The following is a 19,795-nucleotide window of genomic DNA, read 5'->3' as shown; positions in this document are numbered from 1 at the left end:
CCATTTGTTCATTATAACAAAACTAAGAGGGTGAAATGAAAGGAAAACCGAACTTTTCATCACGTTTTTTGTTTTCAAAAAATATGGTTAAAAGATATGGTTTTATCCTCAAATTTCGGAAGAAAACATCACAAAAAAAGCCCATTTTGCACAAGGTTATTGTTTCTCTGCATAGGATATGCTAATATATAGCTACTAAAATTCATATGATATACGCTGAAGGATCAATAGTACTTAAATCCTCTTCACAAAGCGAACTAGGGACGGTGGGAGCCTAGAGAATGGTTTAAAGAAAAGGCAATCTGGAGTATATACAGACAAAGGTGGATACATTTTGTATCAACCAGGGTGGAACCGCGGGAAAAACTCTCGTCCCTGGGCATATTGTTGATATGCCCAGGGACGAGAGTTTTTTTGTACCCGCTCTTTTTGTTTCGCTTGAATCACTACCATTTACAGGAGGAATTAGAATGTCAAAAACAATGGATCAAATCGTATCTCACGCTAAACACCGCGGCTTTGTATTTCAAGGATCTGAAATTTACGGCGGTCTTGCAAATACATGGGATTACGGCCCGCTTGGCGTAGAATTAAAAAACAATATTAAAAAAGCATGGTGGAAAAAATTCATTCAAGAATCTCCATACAACGTTGGTTTAGACGCTGCGATTTTAATGAATCCAAAAACATGGGAAGCTTCTGGTCACTTAGGAAACTTTAATGACCCAATGATCGACTGTAAGGATTGTAAAGCTCGTCATCGTGCCGATAAATTAATTGAAGAAAAACTTCAAGAAAAAGGCATTGAAATGATCGTAGACGGCCTTTCATTTGATGCAATGGCTGACTTAATTAAAGAACATGAAATTACATGTCCTGAGTGTGGTTCAGCTAACTTCACTGAAATTCGTCAATTTAACTTAATGTTCAAAACGCACCAAGGTGTAACTGAAACATCAACAAATGAAATTTACCTTCGTCCTGAAACAGCTCAAGGTATTTTCGTAAACTTTAAAAACGTTCAGCGCTCAATGCGTAAAAAGCTTCCGTTCGGTATCGGCCAAGTGGGTAAAAGCTTCCGTAACGAAATTACACCTGGTAACTTCACATTCCGTACGCGTGAATTTGAACAAATGGAACTTGAATTCTTCTGTAAACCAGGCACCGAATTAGAGTGGTTTAACTACTGGAAAGAAACATGTAACAAATGGCTTCTTTCTCTTGGTATGAAAGAAGAAAACGTTCGTCTTCGCGACCATGATGATGATGAACTTTCTCACTACAGTAATGCAACAACAGACTTTGAATACAAGTTCCCATTCGGCTGGGGCGAACTATGGGGCGTAGCTTCTCGTACAGACTATGACTTAAAGCAGCATATGGAACATTCTGGAGAAGACTTCCAATATGTTGATCAAGAAACAAACGAACGCTATGTACCTTACTGCATCGAGCCTTCTTTAGGCGCAGACCGTGTAACATTAGCTTATATGATTGATGCGTATGAAGAAGAAACGTTAGAAGATGGCTCTTCTCGTACAGTTATGCAGCTTCACCCTGCTTTAGCACCATTTAAAGCTGCTGTATTGCCACTTTCTAAAAAGCTTTCTAACGAAGCTCGCGCTGTCTTTGAAGATTTAGCAAAATACTTTATGATTGACTATGATGATGCTGGTTCAATCGGTAAACGTTACCGTCGCCATGATGAAATCGGTACGCCGTTCTGTATTACATTTGACTTCGATTCATTAGAAGACAATCAAGTAACAATCCGTAACCGCGACACAATGGAACAAAAACGTGTAGCAATTAGCGACCTTAAAAATATCATTGAAGAAGCAACTCAATTTTAATAAAAAAAATAAGCGTATGGCTGCTTCAGCCATACGCTTTACTTTTGATTTGAATCTTCTTGAAGGCGTTCTAACACCATTTGATACGCATCGCTTCCATAATTCAAGCAGCGTTTAACACGGGAAATAGTCGCTGTGCTTGCTCCAGTTTCCGTCTCAATTTTATGGTACGTGTTGCCTTCTCTTAGCATTCTTGCCACTTCTAAGCGCTGTGCTAATGATTGAATTTCATTAACTGTACATAGGTCATCAAAAAATTGATAGCATTCTTCAATGTTTTCTAATGATAAAATCGCTTGAAATAGCTGATCTAATTCTTTTCCTCGTAGTTTGTTGATTTGCATCGTATCGAACTCCTTTATCATTGGCTTTCTTTACTGGTTGTTTCTATCTATAAAATACAGTTTCTATATTTATTTGCACATACATTCATTCTGTATGAAGACAGCCAATTTCATACAAATTTCAAATTCCTTTGATACTTTTATATTTTAACGCATTATAGACGGAAAAAGTACTTTTTTATTCATAACGTCATAAATTCCTACTGGCGTGATACGAATATAAGGCAAATGTGTAGACGAAAAGAACAGCAGTGAATAGACAGGATCATCGTGTTTGTATCCTCGCTCACCCAGCACTTTCTTGAGTTCTACCTCTCGTTTACTTAACTCCTCCATTGGCAGATTCGACATGACTCCTTTTAACGGAAGATCCAGTTCATATACTACTTTCTCATCTTCCGTAATGACAATACCGCCTCCAATTTCTTTCATACGTTTAAATGCACACATCATATCTTTTTTCGATTTTCCAATTAAAATAAAATCACCTGTATTTGAAAATGAACTCGCCAGTCCCGATACATTTGTCGCAAATCCTTTTAACAGCGTATTGATCCGCCACTTGCCTTCTCGGTCCACCAGCACTAAAAAGCTTTCATCATGATCAGAGGCTAATACATCTCCGCTCACATTCAAGTGAATTGAATACGGCTCCATAATAACAGCATTTTTCATTTTTACGCCTACTGGCATTGAAAATTGAAAATCGTCCATCGTTAAATCAAAGTCCAACTTTAACGGTGAAAAACCAAACTTTTCCCAAGGAAATTCTACTGAGGCTAATGCTTGTTCTTTGCCTTCTTTTTTCATCCACTTTCCTTTTGCTAGCACAGATACCGGAGTAGGCCGCATAGGATCTTCTAAAATATTAATATTAGCCACACAGCCTGTTGCTACATGCCCGTGCAAATGTTCCATGTTATAATAGCGAGCAATATTTACAGACACCATATTATAAGCATCTAACACGGGAACCCCTTCTGAAATAGCTAATGTAATTAACATATCTGACACGCCATTTTGGTAAAAAGAAGGCGGAGAACCGTCTGTATTCATCGTAATATGGTCAAAATAATCTACCTGCAGCTCTTTTAACTCCTGCAGTAATTTTGGCAAATCCGGACGAATTGAAGAGTGGCGCAAAGCAACGTCATAGCCTTGCGTTAACCGAGCAACAACATCTTCCCCTGTCATAGACTCATGATCGCTGTCTGCCCCGAGCAATTTCATTTTTGCCAAAGTAAATGCTGACGCCCCTGGGAAATGTCCTTCAATGTGCTTTCTCATCCGTTTTGTCTCTTGAACCCAGTGAAGCATTAAATCATCTCCGTCTAAAAGCTTCGGCCAACTTGTCAGTTCGCCTCCTTGTAAGACAGCTTCATTTTGTAGCCAAGAAGTAATGTTCGTATGTGAGAAGATGTCAGCCTCTTCATCAATTTCCGTCTGCGAATCAAATCTGCACCACCAATACAGCGATTGTGGTAACGTTTTCATTTCTTCAATCAATGAAAATGCCGTTTTTTGTTCAAGCTGTAAAGCGAGAATTAAATTATCATTAAATAAAGTCGTTGTTCCGTGCTTGGCTGCATATTGGGAAAAAGTCTGGGGATTATATAACTGAAACGGGTGAACATGCGGCTCAATATACCCAGGAACCACATATTTCTCACGACAGTCTATAATCTCTGTGGAAGCGTCTGTGTGCTTAGGCATCTCTGAGCCAACGTATACAATACGATCTTGGTAAACCCAAATATGCGCTTTTTTCCACTGCTTCATTCGAGCGTTCAAATATGTTGCATCTTTTAAAACAATAGTTGGTGCTTTTTGACCGTTTAACACTAAAAGCTGCTGTCTAATATGTTTGCTTTTCCAGCGGTATCTTTGTTCCGGCATGCTAAATTCCCCCTAATTTACTATGTATTTTTATCGTAACACATCCGTGATGTAAACGCATTCAGAAACTGTTATTAATTTTATGAATAAAGGTGATAAAACATGAAACCAAATATCGGCATTGTTAACGCATTAATTCGACTTACACTGGGATTTACCCTTCTTTCTTGGACAACATCTCGTTTATCTCGCAGACCGTACAAAGATTCATACATCTTCTTAGGATTAATGGGAGCTTTAAAAGTGGCAGAAGGCATCACGCGTTTTTGCCCCCTTACGTACGCATATGATTCATGTCAAAAACACGATGAACATGAACACCATCCAAATGGAAATGAAGAAACGTATAATCCTTCATAAGGTAAAAAGGAGAGCCGGAGCTCTCCTTTTTTATTTTAAAGCTGCTTTTGTTAATGCACGATGGCCGATGTCTTTGCGATAGAAAAAGCCTTTTTCTACATCGATATGAGCCATTTGTTTGTATACTTCTTGCTGCGCTTCTTGAAGAGTTGCTCCTTTAGCACCTACTAATAGAACACGGCCGCCGTTTGAAACGTATGTGTCGTTTTTTAAAGCTGTACCAGCGTGGAAAACAAGCGCGTCTTCACTAATCGCATCCAACCCGTTAATTGGCGCACCCTTTTGATAATCTTCTGGGTAGCCTGCTGCTGCTAATACGATTCCGATAGCCGCTTCGTCATCCCATTCAATTTCTACTTTTTCTTCTTTCAAAATGCGAAGAAGCACATCGACTAAATCGCTTTTCATACGCGGCAGTACAACCTGTGTTTCAGGATCTCCAAAACGCGCATTAAATTCAATAACTTTTGGTCCTTTTTGTGTTTGAATCAGACCAGCATATAGAATTCCGGTATACTCACAGCCTTCTTCAGCTAATCCTTTAGCCATTGGAAGTAAGATGTTTTCCACAGCCTCTTGTACTTCTGCATCACTGATTTGCGGAACAGGAGAGTAAGCTCCCATGCCTCCTGTGTTCGGACCTTGATCCCCGTCAAAAGCACGCTTATGATCTTGTGCAATTACCATTGGATATACATTTGTACCGCGTACAAATGCCATTAATGAAAATTCTTCACCATCCAAAAATTCTTCTACAACTACTTTTGCACTTGCTTCTTTAAATTTTTGGTCAACTAGAAAATCACGTAATGTATCTACAGCTTCTTCCACTGTTAAAGCAACAGTTACACCTTTACCAGCCGCTAAGCCGTCTGCTTTAATAACAATTGGAGCGCCTTGCTTTTCCACATATGCTTTTGCTTCCTCGTAAGACGTAAATGTTTCATACGCTGCGGTTGGAATATCATACTTTTTCATGAGCTCTTTTGCAAAGCTTTTGCTTCCTTCAATCATCGCTGCTTGTTTGCGCGGTCCAAAGACTGGAAGACCTTCTTGTTCAAATCGATCAACAATGCCTTCAATTAGCGGATTTTCTGGTCCAACAATTGTTAATCCAATCTTGTTTTCTCTTGCAAATAGCACAAGCTCTTCTTGGCTGCTTTCATCGATTGGTACAATCGTTGCCACATCTCTCATGCCCGGATTTCCTGGTGCTACAAACACTTCGTTAACAAGTGGACTTTTTGAAGCTTTCCATGCAATTGTATGCTCTCTTCCGCCTTTTCCAATAACTAAAACATTCACGTTCTTCACCTCATTAATGTTTAAAATGTCTTACGCCTGTAAATACCATTGCAATACCGTATTCATCTGCTTTTGCAATTGACTCTTCATCACGAATTGATCCGCCTGGCTGAATAATAGCTGTGATTCCTGCTTTAGCTGCTGCTTCTACTGTATCGCCCATTGGGAAGAACGCATCTGAACCTAAAGCTGAACCTTGTGCTTTTTCACCAGCTTGTTCAATCGCAATTTTTGCAGCGCCTACGCGATTCATTTGACCAGCCCCTACGCCGATTGTCATGTCATCTTTTGCAAGTACAATAGCATTAGACTTAACATTTTTAACAACTTTCCATGCTAATTTTAAATCTGCCCACTCTTTTTCTGTTGGCTCACGTTTCGTTGGAACAGTAATTGTTGCATCATCAAATCCGAACACGTCTTCATCCTGAACGAGCACGCCGCCTTTTACAGATGTTAAGAATGCTTCTTTTTCTGCTTTTTCATCAAGCTCTATCGTTAGTAAACGAAGGTTTTTCTTAGCTGTTAATACATCTAATGCTTCTTGATCGAACGCAGGAGCAATGATGATTTCTAAGAAAATTTCTTTTAACTGAATAGCCGTTTCACGGTCGATAGGACGGTTAGCTGCTACGATGCCGCCAAAGATAGATGTAGGATCCGCTTCGTATGCTTTTTGATAAGCTTGAGCAATTGTTTCACCCACACCTACACCGCAAGGATTCATATGTTTGATCGCTACGATAGCCGGCTCTTTGAATTCTTTTACGATTTGAAGAGCTGCATTTGCATCGTTGATATTATTGTATGATAACTCTTTTCCATGCAGCTGCGTAGCTGTTGCAATAGAACCTTTTTGTGTTAACGGCTTTTTATAGAAAGAAGCTTGTTGGTGAGGGTTTTCTCCGTATCGTAAGCCTTGAACACGCTCATACGTTACTGTTAATTTCTCAGGAGTTGTTTCACCTGTAATGTTTGTTAAGTATTCAGCGATTAATGCATCATAAGCTGCCGTATGACGGAATACTTTTGCTGCTAATCGTTGATTGGTTTCAAATGAAACATTGCCATCAGCTTTTAGCTCTTCTACTACGGTTGCGTAATCGCTTGGATCTACTACAACTGAGACAGAACGATAGTTTTTCGCAGCTGAACGAAGCATTGTAGGTCCACCGATGTCAATATTCTCAATCGCTTCAGCAAGCGTTACATCCTCTTTTTCAATTGTCTTTTTAAATGGATATAAGTTTACAACTACAAAGTCGATTGGCGAGATATTATGCTCTTTCATTTGTGCTTGATGCTCTTCATTATCGCGTAACGCTAATAAAGCACCGTGAACATTAGGATGCAACGTTTTTAAACGGCCATCTAAAATTTCTGGGAAATCAGTTACTTCAGAAATTCCGATAACGTCAATGCCGTTTTCTTCTAGGGTACGTTTTGTACCGCCAGTTGAAATAATTTCTACTCCTAAGTCCTTTAGTTCTTGTGCAAATGAAACAATACCTTCTTTATCAGATACGCTAATAAGTGCGCGTTTTGCTGTCATTTTGTAAACTCCTCCTGATCCGATCTCTCATTTAAAATCTTTCTTTCACTACTACTCTACCATAGTAAAGGATTAAAACTTTTTTGACAAGGTTACATCCTATTTATTTAACTGCGGCTTGTTCAAATAATTCATTCAGTACCGCGGGATAAAATTGATGTTCAATTTCATGAATACGGGCCTCAACTGTTTCTCTTGTATCGCCTTTTTCGATGCGAATAGCCTGCTGATCAATAATTGGTCCTGTATCCATTCCTTCATCTACAAAATGCACGGTAATTCCAATCACTTTTACTCCTGCATCAAAAGCTTGACCAATAGCATCAATCCCAGGAAATGCAGGTAAAAGCGACGGATGAATATTAACAATACGATTTTTGTATGGCTTAAGCAACGTCGAACCAACTAATCGCATATATCCTGCTAAAACAAGAAATTCTACTTTAGCTGATGTAAGCTCTGCAAGAATTGCTGCTTCATACGCTTCTTTATTTTCATAGTTTTTAGGCGAACAAACAAAGCATGGTATTCCACATGCTTTTGCTCGTTCAATTACGTATGCATCCGGTTTATTACAAACAACAAGCGCAATATTTGCTTTTAATCGACCTGACTGAGTTGCTTCGTAGATGGATTGAAAGTTACTGCCGTTTCCAGAAGCAAACACTGCAATATTTATCATGCAAACGTCCCTCCAGCAAATTCAACACCTGTTCCTTCTTTTACACGTCCGATAACAAATGCTTTTTCGCCTTCGTTTTCAATTGCTTCAATGACTTTATTCATATCTTCAGGTTCAACAGCTAAAACAAATCCGATTCCCATGTTGAATACTTCAAACATTTCTTTACGGTCCAGCTTGCCTTGCTCTTCAAGGAAATCAAACACGTATGGAATTGGCCAAGAACCGTAATCGATTTCTACACCTAAACCTTCAGGAAGCATACGAGGGATATTTTCAACAAATCCGCCTCCAGTAATATGAGCCATACCTGCAATCTTAGCTGCATGTAATGCTTTTAGGACCGGCTTCACGTATATTTTTGTTGGCGTTAATAACTCAACTCCGAGCTTTTCATTAAAACCAGCGTAAGTTTCGTGAAGATTTAATCCTTGATCATCAACGATTTTACGTACAAGAGAGTAGCCGTTGCTGTGAATACCGCTAGATGAAATACCGATCAACAGCTGTCCAGCTTTAATCTCATCTCCAGTAATAATTTCTGACTTTTCTACTGCTCCTACTGTAAACCCTGCAAGATCATATTCATCTTCTTCGTATAAACCTGGCATTTCAGCTGTTTCTCCGCCAATTAACGCACAGTTGGATTGTTCACAGCCGTCTGCAATTCCTTTTACAATCGATTCAATTTTTTCAGGAACTGCTTTCCCGCAAGCAATATAATCTAAGAAGTAAAGAGGCTCTGCTCCTTGTGCTAAAACGTCGTTTACACACATGGCCACTGCATCCACACCGATTGTGTCATGCTTATCCATTTGAAAAGCAAGTTTCAATTTTGTTCCTACTCCATCTGTACCAGAAACAAGAACAGGCTCTTTTAAATTCAATGTAGATAAATCGAACATTCCGCCAAAGCCGCCGACTGTTCCCATAATACCTGCACGAGCAGTGCGTTCTACGTGCTTTTTAATACGTGAAACAGCTTCATATCCTGCTTCTAAGTCAACTCCAGCTTGTTTATATGAATATGACATGTTGTCACTCCTTTTTTACGTTAAAACTAACAAGTTACCTTTTCATGAGGGTGTACAGTATCTGGATAAATTTCAGTTGGATACTTTCCAGTGAAACATGCCATACACTGTCCGCCGTTGCCTTCATACTGTCTGCCGATTGCATCTACTAACCCTTCGTTGCTTAAGAAAACAAGTGAATCAGCTTCAATCAATTCACGAATTTCTTCAACAGAGCGCGTAGCAGCAATTAGCTCAGAGGACGACGACGTGTCAATTCCATAAAAACATGGATTTTTAATAGGTGGTGAACTGATGCGTACATGTACTTCAGTTGCTCCTGCTTCTCGAAGCATACGAACAATGCGACGGCTTGTTGTGCCGCGAACAATAGAATCATCTACCATGACAACACGTTTACCCTCTACAATTTTACGTACGGGAGACAGCTTCATTTTTACACCTTGTTCACGCAATTCTTGTGAAGGCTGAATGAATGTACGGCCTACGTATCGATTCTTAATTAAACCTAATTCGTATGGAATCCCTGACTGTTCTGCAAAACCAATCGCTGCTGAAATACTTGAATCCGGAACGCCTGTTACAACGTCTGCTTCAATCGGTGACTCAACTGCAAGTTGTTTCCCAAGGTTTTTACGAGCAGAGTGAACATTGATTCCATCAATATTACTATCTGGTCTTGAGAAATAAATATATTCCATACTGCAAATGGCACGGTTTACGTTTAATGTGAAACGTTCTGATTGAATACCTTCATCGTTAATAATGAGTAATTCACCAGGCTCTACATCACGCTCATGAACTGCTCCAACAATATCAAACGCACACGTTTCGGAAGCTACTACATAAGCATCACCTAATCGTCCAATTGATAACGGACGCAGTCCGTGAGGGTCAAGTGCAACCATCATCGTATCTTCTGTTAAAATAACGAATGCGTATGCGCCTTTAACCATTGATAAAGCATTTTTCACTTTATCTTTCATATCTTCATAGCCGCTTCGTTTAATTAAATGAGCCAGTACTTCTGTATCAGATGTTGATTGAAAAATACTCCCTTGGTTTTCTAGCTGATGCTTTAATGCATTTGCATTAACCAAGTTTCCATTATGAGCTAACGCAATGCTTCCGCTATGAGAGCGGAAGTGAAGGGGTTGAACATTTTCAAACCCTCCGCCTCCAGCTGTTGCATAACGAACGTGTCCAATTGCTGCTTTACCGTTTAATTGCTCTAACTCTCCGTGGCCAAATACTTCGTTAACAAGACCAACGCCTTTCATTACTGTCACTTTTTCACCGTCTGTTACAGCAATTCCAGCGCCTTCTTGTCCGCGGTGTTGCAAGCTATGCAAACCGTAATAAGCAATCTGGCTTGCATTTTCATGTCCCCATACACCGAATACGCCACATTCTTCGTTTAAGCCTTTGATTTCAGCAAGCATGGAAGCGCTCCTTTCCAAGCAGTAGTTAATTCTTCAACTGATAATTGAACAAGAACATTTTCTTGATGTTTAACAGTTAATGTTGCGTCTTCTGTTACGCGTCCTACTAATGTTGCATCTTGTACAAGCATTTCGAATTTTTCTTTATTCTCTGGAGAAACCGTTACGATAAAGCGTGATTGTGTTTCACTGAATAGCTCTGCTGTTGCTTCGCCATCTACCGTTACGTCCACACCTAATCCGCTGCCGTTCATCACTTTTTCAGCTAAGGCTACTGCGAATCCTCCTTCTGCAATATCGTGAGCAGATTGAACTGCACCTTCACGAATTGCTTGAAGAAGCTGATCTTGACGTGTTTTTTCAACTGCTAAATCTAATTTAGGTGAATGGCCAAATACTGTACCGTTTTCTAGTACTTTTTGAAGTTCAGTACCTGCGAATTCTGCTTCTGCTTTACCAATAATATAGATTAAGTCATCTTTTTGCTTCGCATATTGAGTTGTAATATGGTTGATATCGTCGATCAAACCAACCATTCCGATAACAGGAGTTGGGTAAATTGCTTCACCTTTTGTTTCATTGTAAAGAGATACGTTACCGCCGATAACCGGAGTCGATAGCTCACGGCAAGCGTCGCTCATACCGTCTGTTGCTTTTTCAATTTGCCAGAAGATTTCTGGTTTTTCAGGGTTACCGAAGTTTAAGCAGTCTGTAATTGCAAGAGGCTGTGCACCTGAACATACAAGGTTACGAGCAGCTTCTGCTACTGCAATACGGCCGCCTACTTCTGGGTCTAGGTATAAATAGCGAGAGTTACAGTCTGTTGTCATCGCTAATGCTTTATTTGTATCACGTACACGAACAACCGCCGCGTCAGATCCAGGAGATACAACTGTGTTTGTACGTACTTGATAGTCATATTGGTTGTAAACCCACTCTTTGTTTGCAATAGTAGGCTGTTTTAAAAGTGTTACTAACATATCACTGTGATTTTCAACAGTAGGAGCATATGCTGATTGCTCTTGGAACTCACGATAGTATGCTGGTTCTTGAGATGGCTTGTGGTATACCGGTGCATCTTCTGCTAATGCATCTACAGGAACATCTGCTACTACTTCTCCGTTATGAGTTAAACGAAGGCGCTTATCGTCGGTTACGTGACCAACTGAAACAGCTTCTAATCCGTATTTTTCTACGATTTCTACGATTTCATTTTCACGGCCTTTTTCAACAACGATGAGCATGCGCTCTTGAGATTCTGAAAGCATCATTTCATATGGTGTCATACCTGTTTCACGCTGAGGTACAAGATCAAGGTTCATTTCAATACCAGAACCTGCTTTACTTGCCATCTCTGCTGAAGAACTTGTTAAGCCCGCAGCGCCCATATCTTGAATACCGACTAAAGCGTCACACTTGATAAGTTCTAAGCAAGCTTCAAGAAGAAGTTTTTCCATAAATGGATCTCCTACTTGTACAGCAGGACGCTTTTCATCTGACTGATCAGATAGTTCTTCAGAAGCAAATGTTGCCCCGTGGATACCGTCGCGGCCCGTTTTTGCCCCTACATACATAACCGTGTTGCCAACGCCTTTAGCTTGACCTTTTTGAATGTCTTCGTGATTAATTAAACCCACACACATAGCGTTAACAAGCGGATTTCCTTCATATGAAGCTTCAAACTGAATTTCTCCGCCTACTGTTGGGATTCCTACACAGTTACCGTAACCTGCGATTCCCGCTACTACTTCCTCAAACAAATGACGAACCTTTGGAGAAGTTAATTCACCAAAACGCAAAGAGTTTAAAAGTGCAATCGGTCTTGCTCCCATTGAAAAGACGTCACGAATGATACCACCTACACCAGTTGCTGCTCCTTGATAAGGTTCAATTGCTGATGGATGGTTATGACTTTCGATTTTAAATACAACGGCTTGGTTGTCACCAATATCAACGATACCAGCTCCTTCACCAGGACCTTGTAATACTTTTTCACCCGTGATAGGGAATTTTTTCAGTACAGGCTTAGAGTTTTTATAACTGCAGTGCTCTGACCACATAACAGAGAATAAGCCTGTTTCTGTATAATTAGGAGTACGACCAAGCAGTTGCTCTACATTCGCAAACTCTTCGTCTGTTAATCCCATGTCTCGATATAACTTTTGTTCTTTAATTTGCTCTACATTTGGTTCAAGAAGTAACGACATTTTGTTCCCTCCACTGCTTTACGATTGATTGAAATAATTTAAGTCCGTCCGCGCTTCCTAAAAGATCGCTTACCGCTCTTTCTGGGTGAGGCATCATTCCTAATACGTTGCCTGTTTCGTTCGTAATCCCTGCAATATCTTGAAGACTTCCGTTTGGATTATCACCTGCGTATTGGAAAAGAATCTGGTTGTTTTCAATCAATTTTTGTAACGTGTGTTCATCACAATAGTAGTTGCCTTCACCGTGTGCCACTGGAATAGCAATTACTTCATCTTTGCCATAAGCATTTGTAAACATTGTTTCGTTATTAGCTACTTTCAAATTCACTGTTTTACAGATGAATTTTAAGTTTTCATTACGGCGCATAGCACCTGGCAGTAATCCTGCTTCTAATAAAATTTGGAATCCATTACATACACCTAGTACTGGCTTTCCTTGGCTTGCTGCTTTTTTTACAGCGTCCATTACATTTGAGAAACGAGCGATAGCACCTGAACGAAGGTAATCTCCATATGAGAAACCACCTGGAAGCAAGATACCATCATATTGATCTAATGATTCTGTATCGTGCCAAACGTAATCTACTTCTTCACCAAGCTCATCTTTGATGGCATGATACATATCGACGTCACAGTTTGATCCTGGAAAAACAATTACAGCAAATTTCACTGTACGACAACCTCCTCAACCTCGTAACGGTAATCTTCAATTACTGTATTAACTAAAAGCTTTTCACACATTTCTTTTACGCGTTCATCTAATGAATCTGTGCTGTCGATTGTTAGCTCTAAAAATTTACCGATGCGTACTTCTTCTACTTCTTCATAAGACATACGGTGCAATGAATTTTTAACGGCTACTCCTTGAGGGTCTAATACACTTTCTCTTAATGTGACAAATACTTTTACTTTATACATGGTTGGGTTATCCTCCGATTCGCTGTAAGATTTTTTCGTATGCTTCTGTTAAACCGCCTAAATCTCTGCGGAATACATCTTTATCTAATTTTTCGTTCGTATGAACATCCCAGAAGCGGCAAGTGTCAGGTGAAATTTCATCCGCTAAAATAATGTCGCCTTGAGAAGTACGGCCGAATTCTAATTTAAAATCCACTAAGAAAATGTCTTTATCTTTGAAAAATTTCGATAATACTTCGTTGATTTGAAGTGCTTGTGCCTTTAAACTATCAATCTCTTCTTGAGTTGCAGCCTTAAGGAAAATCGCATGTTCTGCAAGAATTAATGGATCACCAAGCGCATCATCTTTGTAGTAAAGTTCAACGATTGGCTGTTCAAAACGAATACCTTCTTCTACGCCAATTCGCTTCGCAAGGCTTCCTGCTGTAGCATTTCGTACAACAACTTCAAGCGGGACAATTTCTACTTTCTTAACCGCTTGTTCATGATCTGAAAGCTGCTTCACAAAGTGAGTTGTAATCCCTTGCTCATGTAACATTGAAAATAGTAAACTACTAATTTGATTGTTCAACTGTGCTTTTCCGCTAATCTCTGCTTTTTTCTGACCGTTGAATGCTGTAGCTTCATTTTTATAAGCAACCCACAATACATCTTGCTCATCAGTAGCGTAAATTTTTTTCGCTTTTCCTTCATAAAGTAACTCTTGCTTTTCCATGCTGTCACCTCTACATACAGAATATTCAGATACACGTTCTTAGATAAAGGCAAGGACGTGCCTTGCCTTTTTTATTAAAGACCTAAACGTTCAAAAATCATATCTACATTTTTTAAATGGTGCTTATGATCGAAGCAATCTTCAATCTCTTCTGGTGATAAGTGGCGAGTAATGCGCTCTTCGCCTTCAATTAAAGAACGGAAAGGAACTTGCGTTTCCCATGCTTCCATTGCTTTTGGCTGTACTAAGTCGTATGCTTCTTCGCGTACCATGCCTTTATTGATTAGTGTTAACAGTACACGCTGTGAGTAAATTAATCCTAGTGTACGATCCATGTTGCGCTTCATGTTGTCAGGGAATACTGTTAAGTTTTTAACAATGTTTGCAAAACGATTTAACATGTAATTTAAAGCAATCGTTGCATCAGGTAAGATGACACGCTCTGCTGATGAATGAGAGATGTCACGTTCATGCCAAAGCGGTACATTATCATAAGCTGTAACCATGTAGCCGCGAATTAAGCGAGCAAGTCCCGTTACGTTCTCAGAACCGATTGGATTACGTTTATGAGGCATTGCAGATGATCCTTTTTGACCTTTTGCAAAGTACTCTTCAACCTCACGTGTTTCACTCTTTTGAAGACCGCGAACTTCTACTGCAAATTTCTCAATAGATGTCGCAATTAACGCTAGTACTGACATATAGTGTGCATGACGGTCACGCTGTAATGTTTGCGTAGAGATTGGTGCTGGTGAAATTCCTAACTTCTCACATACGTATTTTTCAACGAAAGGATCGATGTTAGCGAACGTTCCAACTGCTCCTGACATTTTACCGAATTCCACTTCAGCTGCAGCACGTTTTAAACGCTCTAGGTTACGCTTCATTTCTTCGTACCATAATCCCATTTTCAAACCAAATGTCGTTGGCTCAGCGTGTACACCGTGCGTACGTCCCATCATAACCGTATACTTATGTTCTTGAGCTTTTTCCTTTAGTACTTCTACAAAGCGCTCTACGTCACTTAGCAAGATTTCATTAGCTTGCTTTAATAAATAAGATAGAGCTGTATCAACTACGTCAGTTGAAGTCAAACCGTAGTGTACCCACTTGCGCTCTTCACCAAGCGTTTCAGATACTGCACGAGTGAAAGCTACTACGTCATGACGCGTTTCTAGTTCAATTTCATTGATGCGGTTAATATCAAAAGATGCATTTTGACGAATTAACTTCACATCTTCTTTCGGAATGTGTCCTAATTCTGACCATGCTTCGCAAGCTAGAATTTCAACTTCTAACCAAGCTTTAAATTTATTTTCTTCTGTCCAAATAGCTGCCATTTCTGGTCTTGTATAACGTTCAATCATGTTGTTACTTCCTCCGTTCTTTCCCAAATTCCTAGAGATTCGGCTTTTTCTATCGCCTCATCTATCTTATCAGCTAATACCGTGATATGTCCCATTTTTCTCTTCTCTTTTGCAACTTTTTTTCCGTACAAATGCAAGTGCATATCATCTAAACATTCGATTTTTGCCATTGTGTTCTCAATATGTTCCCCTAATAGGTTAACCATAACAGCAGGTTTTAATAAAGTTGGCTGTGCTAGGGTCCAGTTACAAATGGCTCTTACATGCTGCTGAAATTGAGAAAGATCACAAGCATTGATTGAATAATGACCTGAATTATGAGGTCTAGGTGCCATTTCATTTATATAAAGCTGACCTTCTTTAGTTAGGAACATCTCAACTGCTAATGTACCAACTAAATCTAATCCTTTTGCTATTTCTTGTGCATATTGAAGAGCTTTCGCTTCTTGATCTGCTGTAATACGTGCTGGAACAATTGTTTGGTGTAAAATATGATGCTTATGAATGTTCTCAGCTACTGGTAAACATACCGTTTCGCCTTTTGCATTGCGGTGCACAATAACTGATACTTCTTTATCTAAATTCATCCACTGTTCTACAATACATTCCGATTGCGCTAATAGCTCAGCTGCTTCACGAATATTATTTTCATTTTTCACTAGAACTTGCCCTTTACCGTCATATCCGCCTCGGCAAGTTTTTACAACACAAGGATAACCAATTGTTTCGACAGCTTTTAAAAGTTCTTCTTCAGTCGTAACGATTGCGTAGTCAGGAACGTCTAGATTAAGCTTTGTAATCATTTCTTTTTCTAAACGGCGATTTTGTGTAACGGCTAGTAAATGACTGCCCTGTGGCACGTAGCATTTTGTTTCTAGCCATTTCATCATCTCAACATCAACGTTTTCAAATTCATAGGTGATGACATCTGACACTTCAGCAAGCTTTTCAACCGCTTTTCTATCATCATAGTTGCCAATGACTTTAATATCTGCTACTTGACCGCAAGGAGAATCTTCTGTTGGTTCAAGCACTGCAATGTAATAACCCATTTCTTTAGCAGATAGTGCAATCATTCTCCCAAGCTGTCCACCGCCTACGATTCCAATTGTTTTACCAGGAGGTATAAGTAAATTAGACAAGTTGATCACTACTTTCTAACACAGATGATTTAATAGACTCTCTACGATTTTCAAGTTGATCACTTAACGTTGGATCCTGTGTTGCTAAGATTTGTGCTGCTAGCAACCCAGCGTTCGTAGAACCAGCTTTTCCAATAGCTACTGTAGCTACCGGTACGCCGCCTGGCATTTGAACAATCGATAAAAGTGAATCTAAACCGTTTAAGTTACTTGATTTAACTGGTACACCTATTACAGGTAAAATTGTTTTTGCAGCAATCATACCAGGTAAGTGAGCAGCGCCACCAGCGCCAGCAATAATAACTTTAATCCCTCGTTCTTTAGCAGTTTCAGCATACTCAAACATATAATCCGGCGTTCGATGTGCTGATACAACTTTCTTTTCATATTCAATATTTAATTCATCTAAAATGTCACACGCATATTTCATAGTGCTCCAGTCTGACTGACTGCCCATTACAACAGCAACTTTTACATTCATGAATAAAAGCTCCTTTTTCACGTTATAAAAAAACCTAGGGTATGTTATGGCTCACTAAAGGAAAGCCACAACTACCCTAGGTTTCATGTATCAACATTCCTTTTGAAAAGGAATCATGTTTACCTATTTAGTAATTGTACTCTCCTCATAGTCCAATGATTTACGGTCATCGGGTAGAAACTCGTGGGCCATATTCCCACTATTATATGAGGTTTCGGATATCTCAATTGACAACTTAATAATAACAGCCAAACCAGAAAAAAGTCAACCCGAAAATCGAATGTTTACTATTTTTATCATTAAAATGTTCGTATTTAGAGACTTTTCCCCTCGAAAACAATCTGTTGCTTTACCGGAATATACTCTTTTTTACCATTTATTTCTTTTTCTTCAAAGATAGGCTTTTCCATTCGTCGAACGGGCATATACCCATCTTTTTTCATCCGATCTAAACAACTTGCGATTGTTTCATTTTCCTGTAATTCGTATAGTACTTTTTTTGATTTCTTACCCAAAATGCAGCCTCCAGTTTGAAAGAAGTTTCTTACAACGTCAAAAAGAACTTTTATACTAAAAAATTAAATGAATCCACTATAGTGTAACATAATTTAAAAGTTAAATTCACGCTGTAATTTTTAGAAACAAAAAAGACTAGTCATTGAATGACTAGTCTTTTTATTGGCCTGGCAACGTCCTACTCTCACAGGGACAAAGTCCCAACTACCATTGGCGCTAAAGAGCTTAACTTCCGTGTTCGGTATGGGAACGGGTGTGACCTCTTCGCTATCGCCACCAGACAAGAGATTGCTCTCTCAAAACTAGATAACAGTTTGCTGAGTAAAGCTTACGCTTTTAAAAGTTTGGTTAAGTCCTCGATCGATTAGTATCAGTCAGCTACACATGTCGCCACGCTTCCACCTCTGACCTATCAACCTGATCATCTTTCAGGGATCTTACTAGCTTGCGCTATGGGAAATCTCATCTTGAGGGGGGCTTCATGCTTAGATGCTTTCAGCACTTATCCCGTCCACACATAGCTACCCAGCGATGCCTTTGGCAAGACAACTGGTACACCAGCGGTGTGTCCATCCCGGTCCTCTCGTACTAAGGACAGCTCCTCTCAAATTTCCTACGCCCACGACGGATAGGGACCGAACTGTCTCACGACGTTCTGAACCCAGCTCGCGTACCGCTTTAATGGGCGAACAGCCCAACCCTTGGGACCGACTACAGCCCCAGGATGCGATGAGCCGACATCGAGGTGCCAAACCTCCCCGTCGATGTGGACTCTTGGGGAGATAAGCCTGTTATCCCCGGGTAGCTTTTATCCGTTGAGCGATGGCCCTTCCATGCGGAACCACCGGATCACTAAGCCCGACTTTCGTCCCTGCTCGACTTGTAGGTCTCGCAGTCAAGCTCCCTTGTGCCTTTACACTCTACGAATGATTTCCAACCATTCTGAGGGAACCTTTGGGCGCCTCCGTTACATTTTAGGAGGCGACCGCCCCAGTCAAACTGCCCACCTGACACTGTCTCCCGGCCCGATCAGGGCCGCGGGTTAGAATTTCAATACAGCCAGGGTAGTATCCCACCGACGCCTCCACCGAAGCTAGCGCTCCGGCTTCTCAGGCTCCTACCTATCCTGTACAAGCTGTACCAAAATTCAATATCAGGCTACAGTAAAGCTCCACGGGGTCTTTCCGTCCTGTCGCGGGTAACCTGCATCTTCACAGGTACTATAATTTCACCGAGTCTCTCGTTGAGACAGTGCCCAGATCGTTACGCCTTTCGTGCGGGTCGGAACTTACCCGACAAGGAATTTCGCTACCTTAGGACCGTTATAGTTACGGCCGCCGTTTACTGGGGCTTCGATTCAGAGCTTCTCCCAAAGGATAACCCCTCCTCTTAACCTTCCAGCACCGGGCAGGCGTCAGCCCCTATACTTCGCCTTGCGGCTTCGCAGAGACCTGTGTTTTGCTAAACAGTCGCCTGGGCCTATTCACTGCGGCTCTCTCGGGCTATACACCCTACCAGAGCACCCCTTCTCCCGAAGTTACGGGGTCATTTTGCCGAGTTCCTTAACGAGAGTTCTCTCGATCACCTTAGGATTCTCTCCTCGCCTACCTGTGTCGGTTTGCGGTACGGGCACCTCCCGCCTCGCTAGAGGCTTTTCTTGGCAGTGTGGAATCAGGAACTTCGGTACTATAATTCCCTCGTCATCACAGCTCAGCCTTTATGATGAGCGGATTTGCCTACTCATCAGCCTAACTGCTTGAACGCGCATATCCAGCAGCGCGCTTACCCTATCCTACTGCGTCCCCCCATTACTCAAACGGCGGGGAGGTGGTACAGGAATATCAACCTGTTGGCCATCGCCTACGCTTTTCAGCCTCGGCTTAGGTCCCGACTAACCCTGAGCGGACGAGCCTTCCTCAGGAAACCTTAGGCATTCGGTGGACAAGATTCTCACTTGTCTTTCGCTACTCATACCGGCATT

17 protein-coding genes, 2 rRNA genes and 1 riboswitch (1 of these 20 cut by a window edge) are annotated in these 19,795 nt (G+C 40.6%); of the genes, 2 read left to right on the top strand and 17 right to left on the bottom strand.

All coding sequences use genetic code 11. The features are described 5' to 3' along the window. The first annotated feature begins 470 nt into the window (after positions 1-470). A complete protein-coding gene (locus tag LIS78_RS01490; protein WP_013055049.1) occupies positions 471-1,853 on the top strand; it encodes a glycine--tRNA ligase in 1,383 nt (460 codons plus the stop codon). A gap of 38 nt (positions 1,854-1,891) precedes the next feature. On the opposite strand, the gene LIS78_RS01485 is transcribed toward LIS78_RS01490, so the two are convergent. Together LIS78_RS01485 and LIS78_RS01480 are read right to left on the bottom strand one after the other, a co-directional pair. Beyond that, positions 1,892-2,197, bottom strand: coding sequence for a YerC/YecD family TrpR-related protein (locus LIS78_RS01485; protein WP_013055048.1), 306 nt, complete (start codon positions 2,195-2,197; stop codon positions 1,892-1,894). 147 nt (positions 2,198-2,344) lie between these two features. Then, a complete protein-coding gene (locus tag LIS78_RS01480; protein ID WP_252284549.1) occupies positions 2,345-4,093 on the bottom strand; it encodes an adenine deaminase C-terminal domain-containing protein in 1,749 nt (582 codons plus the stop codon). A gap of 102 nt (positions 4,094-4,195) precedes the next feature. Here LIS78_RS01480 and LIS78_RS01475 point away from each other — a divergent pair, with 102 nt between their 5' ends. Then, complete coding sequence (locus LIS78_RS01475; RefSeq protein WP_016762773.1) at positions 4,196-4,453, top strand: YgaP family membrane protein; 258 nt, start codon at positions 4,196-4,198, stop codon at positions 4,451-4,453. Between the two features lie 30 nt (positions 4,454-4,483). On the opposite strand, the gene purD is transcribed toward LIS78_RS01475, so the two are convergent. The 15 genes from purD to LIS78_RS01400 form a co-directional block, all read right to left on the bottom strand. Continuing rightward, entirely contained in the window at positions 4,484-5,758 is a 1,275-nt protein-coding gene (gene purD, locus LIS78_RS01470; protein ID WP_252284548.1) for a phosphoribosylamine--glycine ligase, read from the bottom strand. A 13-nt stretch (positions 5,759-5,771) separates the two neighbouring features. Next, complete coding sequence (gene purH / locus LIS78_RS01465; protein WP_013081443.1) at positions 5,772-7,310, bottom strand: bifunctional phosphoribosylaminoimidazolecarboxamide formyltransferase/IMP cyclohydrolase; 1,539 nt, start codon at positions 7,308-7,310, stop codon at positions 5,772-5,774. 103 nt (positions 7,311-7,413) lie between these two features. Beyond that, the gene (gene purN, locus LIS78_RS01460; RefSeq protein ID WP_014461934.1) at positions 7,414-7,992 is read right to left on the bottom strand and encodes a phosphoribosylglycinamide formyltransferase; all 579 of its coding nucleotides are present in this window, start codon (positions 7,990-7,992) and stop codon (positions 7,414-7,416) included. Next, complete coding sequence (gene purM, locus LIS78_RS01455) at positions 7,989-9,026, bottom strand: phosphoribosylformylglycinamidine cyclo-ligase (protein ID WP_028412529.1); 1,038 nt, start codon at positions 9,024-9,026, stop codon at positions 7,989-7,991. The genes purN and purM overlap by 4 nt, the downstream gene beginning before the upstream one ends. Positions 9,027-9,052: 26 nt before the next feature. After that, the gene (gene purF / locus LIS78_RS01450) at positions 9,053-10,468 is read right to left on the bottom strand and encodes an amidophosphoribosyltransferase (RefSeq protein ID WP_042992377.1); all 1,416 of its coding nucleotides are present in this window, start codon (positions 10,466-10,468) and stop codon (positions 9,053-9,055) included. Next, entirely contained in the window at positions 10,444-12,675 is a 2,232-nt protein-coding gene (gene purL, locus LIS78_RS01445; RefSeq protein ID WP_195781414.1) for a phosphoribosylformylglycinamidine synthase subunit PurL, read from the bottom strand. The genes purF and purL overlap by 25 nt, the downstream gene beginning before the upstream one ends. Further along, a complete protein-coding gene (gene purQ / locus LIS78_RS01440; RefSeq protein ID WP_013055039.1) occupies positions 12,659-13,345 on the bottom strand; it encodes a phosphoribosylformylglycinamidine synthase subunit PurQ in 687 nt (228 codons plus the stop codon). Before purQ ends, purL begins: the two co-directional genes overlap by 17 nt. After that, entirely contained in the window at positions 13,342-13,593 is a 252-nt protein-coding gene (gene purS / locus LIS78_RS01435) for a phosphoribosylformylglycinamidine synthase subunit PurS (protein ID WP_013055038.1), read from the bottom strand. Before purS ends, purQ begins: the two co-directional genes overlap by 4 nt. A gap of 7 nt (positions 13,594-13,600) precedes the next feature. Next, the gene (gene purC, locus LIS78_RS01430) at positions 13,601-14,308 is read right to left on the bottom strand and encodes a phosphoribosylaminoimidazolesuccinocarboxamide synthase (protein ID WP_028412531.1); all 708 of its coding nucleotides are present in this window, start codon (positions 14,306-14,308) and stop codon (positions 13,601-13,603) included. A 74-nt stretch (positions 14,309-14,382) separates the two neighbouring features. Further along, positions 14,383-15,675: an adenylosuccinate lyase gene (gene purB, locus LIS78_RS01425; protein WP_013055036.1), complete on the bottom strand. Its 1,293-nt coding sequence runs from the start codon at positions 15,673-15,675 to the stop codon at positions 14,383-14,385. Next, on the bottom strand, positions 15,672-16,817 hold the full coding sequence (purK, locus tag LIS78_RS01420; RefSeq protein ID WP_053488218.1) for a 5-(carboxyamino)imidazole ribonucleotide synthase: 1,146 nt from the start codon (positions 16,815-16,817) through the stop codon (positions 15,672-15,674). The genes purB and purK overlap by 4 nt, the downstream gene beginning before the upstream one ends. Then, complete coding sequence (gene purE, locus LIS78_RS01415; protein WP_013055034.1) at positions 16,810-17,298, bottom strand: 5-(carboxyamino)imidazole ribonucleotide mutase; 489 nt, start codon at positions 17,296-17,298, stop codon at positions 16,810-16,812. The genes purK and purE overlap by 8 nt, the downstream gene beginning before the upstream one ends. A 128-nt stretch (positions 17,299-17,426) precedes the next feature. Next, positions 17,427-17,528, bottom strand: a riboswitch (purine riboswitch). A gap of 84 nt (positions 17,529-17,612) precedes the next feature. After that, entirely contained in the window at positions 17,613-17,813 is a 201-nt protein-coding gene (locus tag LIS78_RS01410) for an NETI motif-containing protein (RefSeq protein WP_013055033.1), read from the bottom strand. A gap of 166 nt (positions 17,814-17,979) precedes the next feature. Continuing rightward, positions 17,980-18,095, bottom strand: a 5S ribosomal RNA gene (gene rrf / locus LIS78_RS01405). Between the two features lie 63 nt (positions 18,096-18,158). Then, a 23S ribosomal RNA gene (locus LIS78_RS01400) occupies positions 18,159-19,795 on the bottom strand (it continues 1,295 nt past the right edge of the window).

Source organism: Priestia megaterium, from assembly GCF_023824195.1.
GTDB classification, from domain to species: Bacteria; Bacillota; Bacilli; order Bacillales; family Bacillaceae_H; genus Priestia; species Priestia megaterium_D.
This window is presented reverse-complemented; position numbering and strand designations above follow the sequence as displayed.

What these genes read in the sequence shown, in the direction of transcription:
- LIS78_RS01485 (WP_013055048.1), bottom strand. Translation starts at nt 2,197, where the DNA reads ATGCAAATCAACAAACTACGAGGAAAAGAATTAGATCAGCTATTTCAA.
- purC (WP_028412531.1), bottom strand. Translation starts at nt 14,308, where the DNA reads ATGGAAAAGCAAGAGTTACTTTATGAAGGAAAAGCGAAAAAAATTTAC.
- LIS78_RS01475 (WP_016762773.1), top strand. Translation starts at nt 4,196, where the DNA reads ATGAAACCAAATATCGGCATTGTTAACGCATTAATTCGACTTACACTG.
- purL (WP_195781414.1), bottom strand. Translation starts at nt 12,675, where the DNA reads ATGTCGTTACTTCTTGAACCAAATGTAGAGCAAATTAAAGAACAAAAG.
- LIS78_RS01490 (WP_013055049.1), top strand. Translation starts at nt 471, where the DNA reads ATGTCAAAAACAATGGATCAAATCGTATCTCACGCTAAACACCGCGGC.
- purN (WP_014461934.1), bottom strand. Translation starts at nt 7,992, where the DNA reads ATGATAAATATTGCAGTGTTTGCTTCTGGAAACGGCAGTAACTTTCAA.
- purB (WP_013055036.1), bottom strand. Translation starts at nt 15,675, where the DNA reads ATGATTGAACGTTATACAAGACCAGAAATGGCAGCTATTTGGACAGAA.
- purS (WP_013055038.1), bottom strand. Translation starts at nt 13,593, where the DNA reads ATGTATAAAGTAAAAGTATTTGTCACATTAAGAGAAAGTGTATTAGAC.
- purE (WP_013055034.1), bottom strand. Translation starts at nt 17,298, where the DNA reads ATGAATGTAAAAGTTGCTGTTGTAATGGGCAGTCAGTCAGACTGGAGC.
- LIS78_RS01480 (WP_252284549.1), bottom strand. Translation starts at nt 4,093, where the DNA reads ATGCCGGAACAAAGATACCGCTGGAAAAGCAAACATATTAGACAGCAG.
- purF (WP_042992377.1), bottom strand. Translation starts at nt 10,468, where the DNA reads ATGCTTGCTGAAATCAAAGGCTTAAACGAAGAATGTGGCGTATTCGGT.
- purM (WP_028412529.1), bottom strand. Translation starts at nt 9,026, where the DNA reads ATGTCATATTCATATAAACAAGCTGGAGTTGACTTAGAAGCAGGATAT.
- purH (WP_013081443.1), bottom strand. Translation starts at nt 7,310, where the DNA reads ATGACAGCAAAACGCGCACTTATTAGCGTATCTGATAAAGAAGGTATT.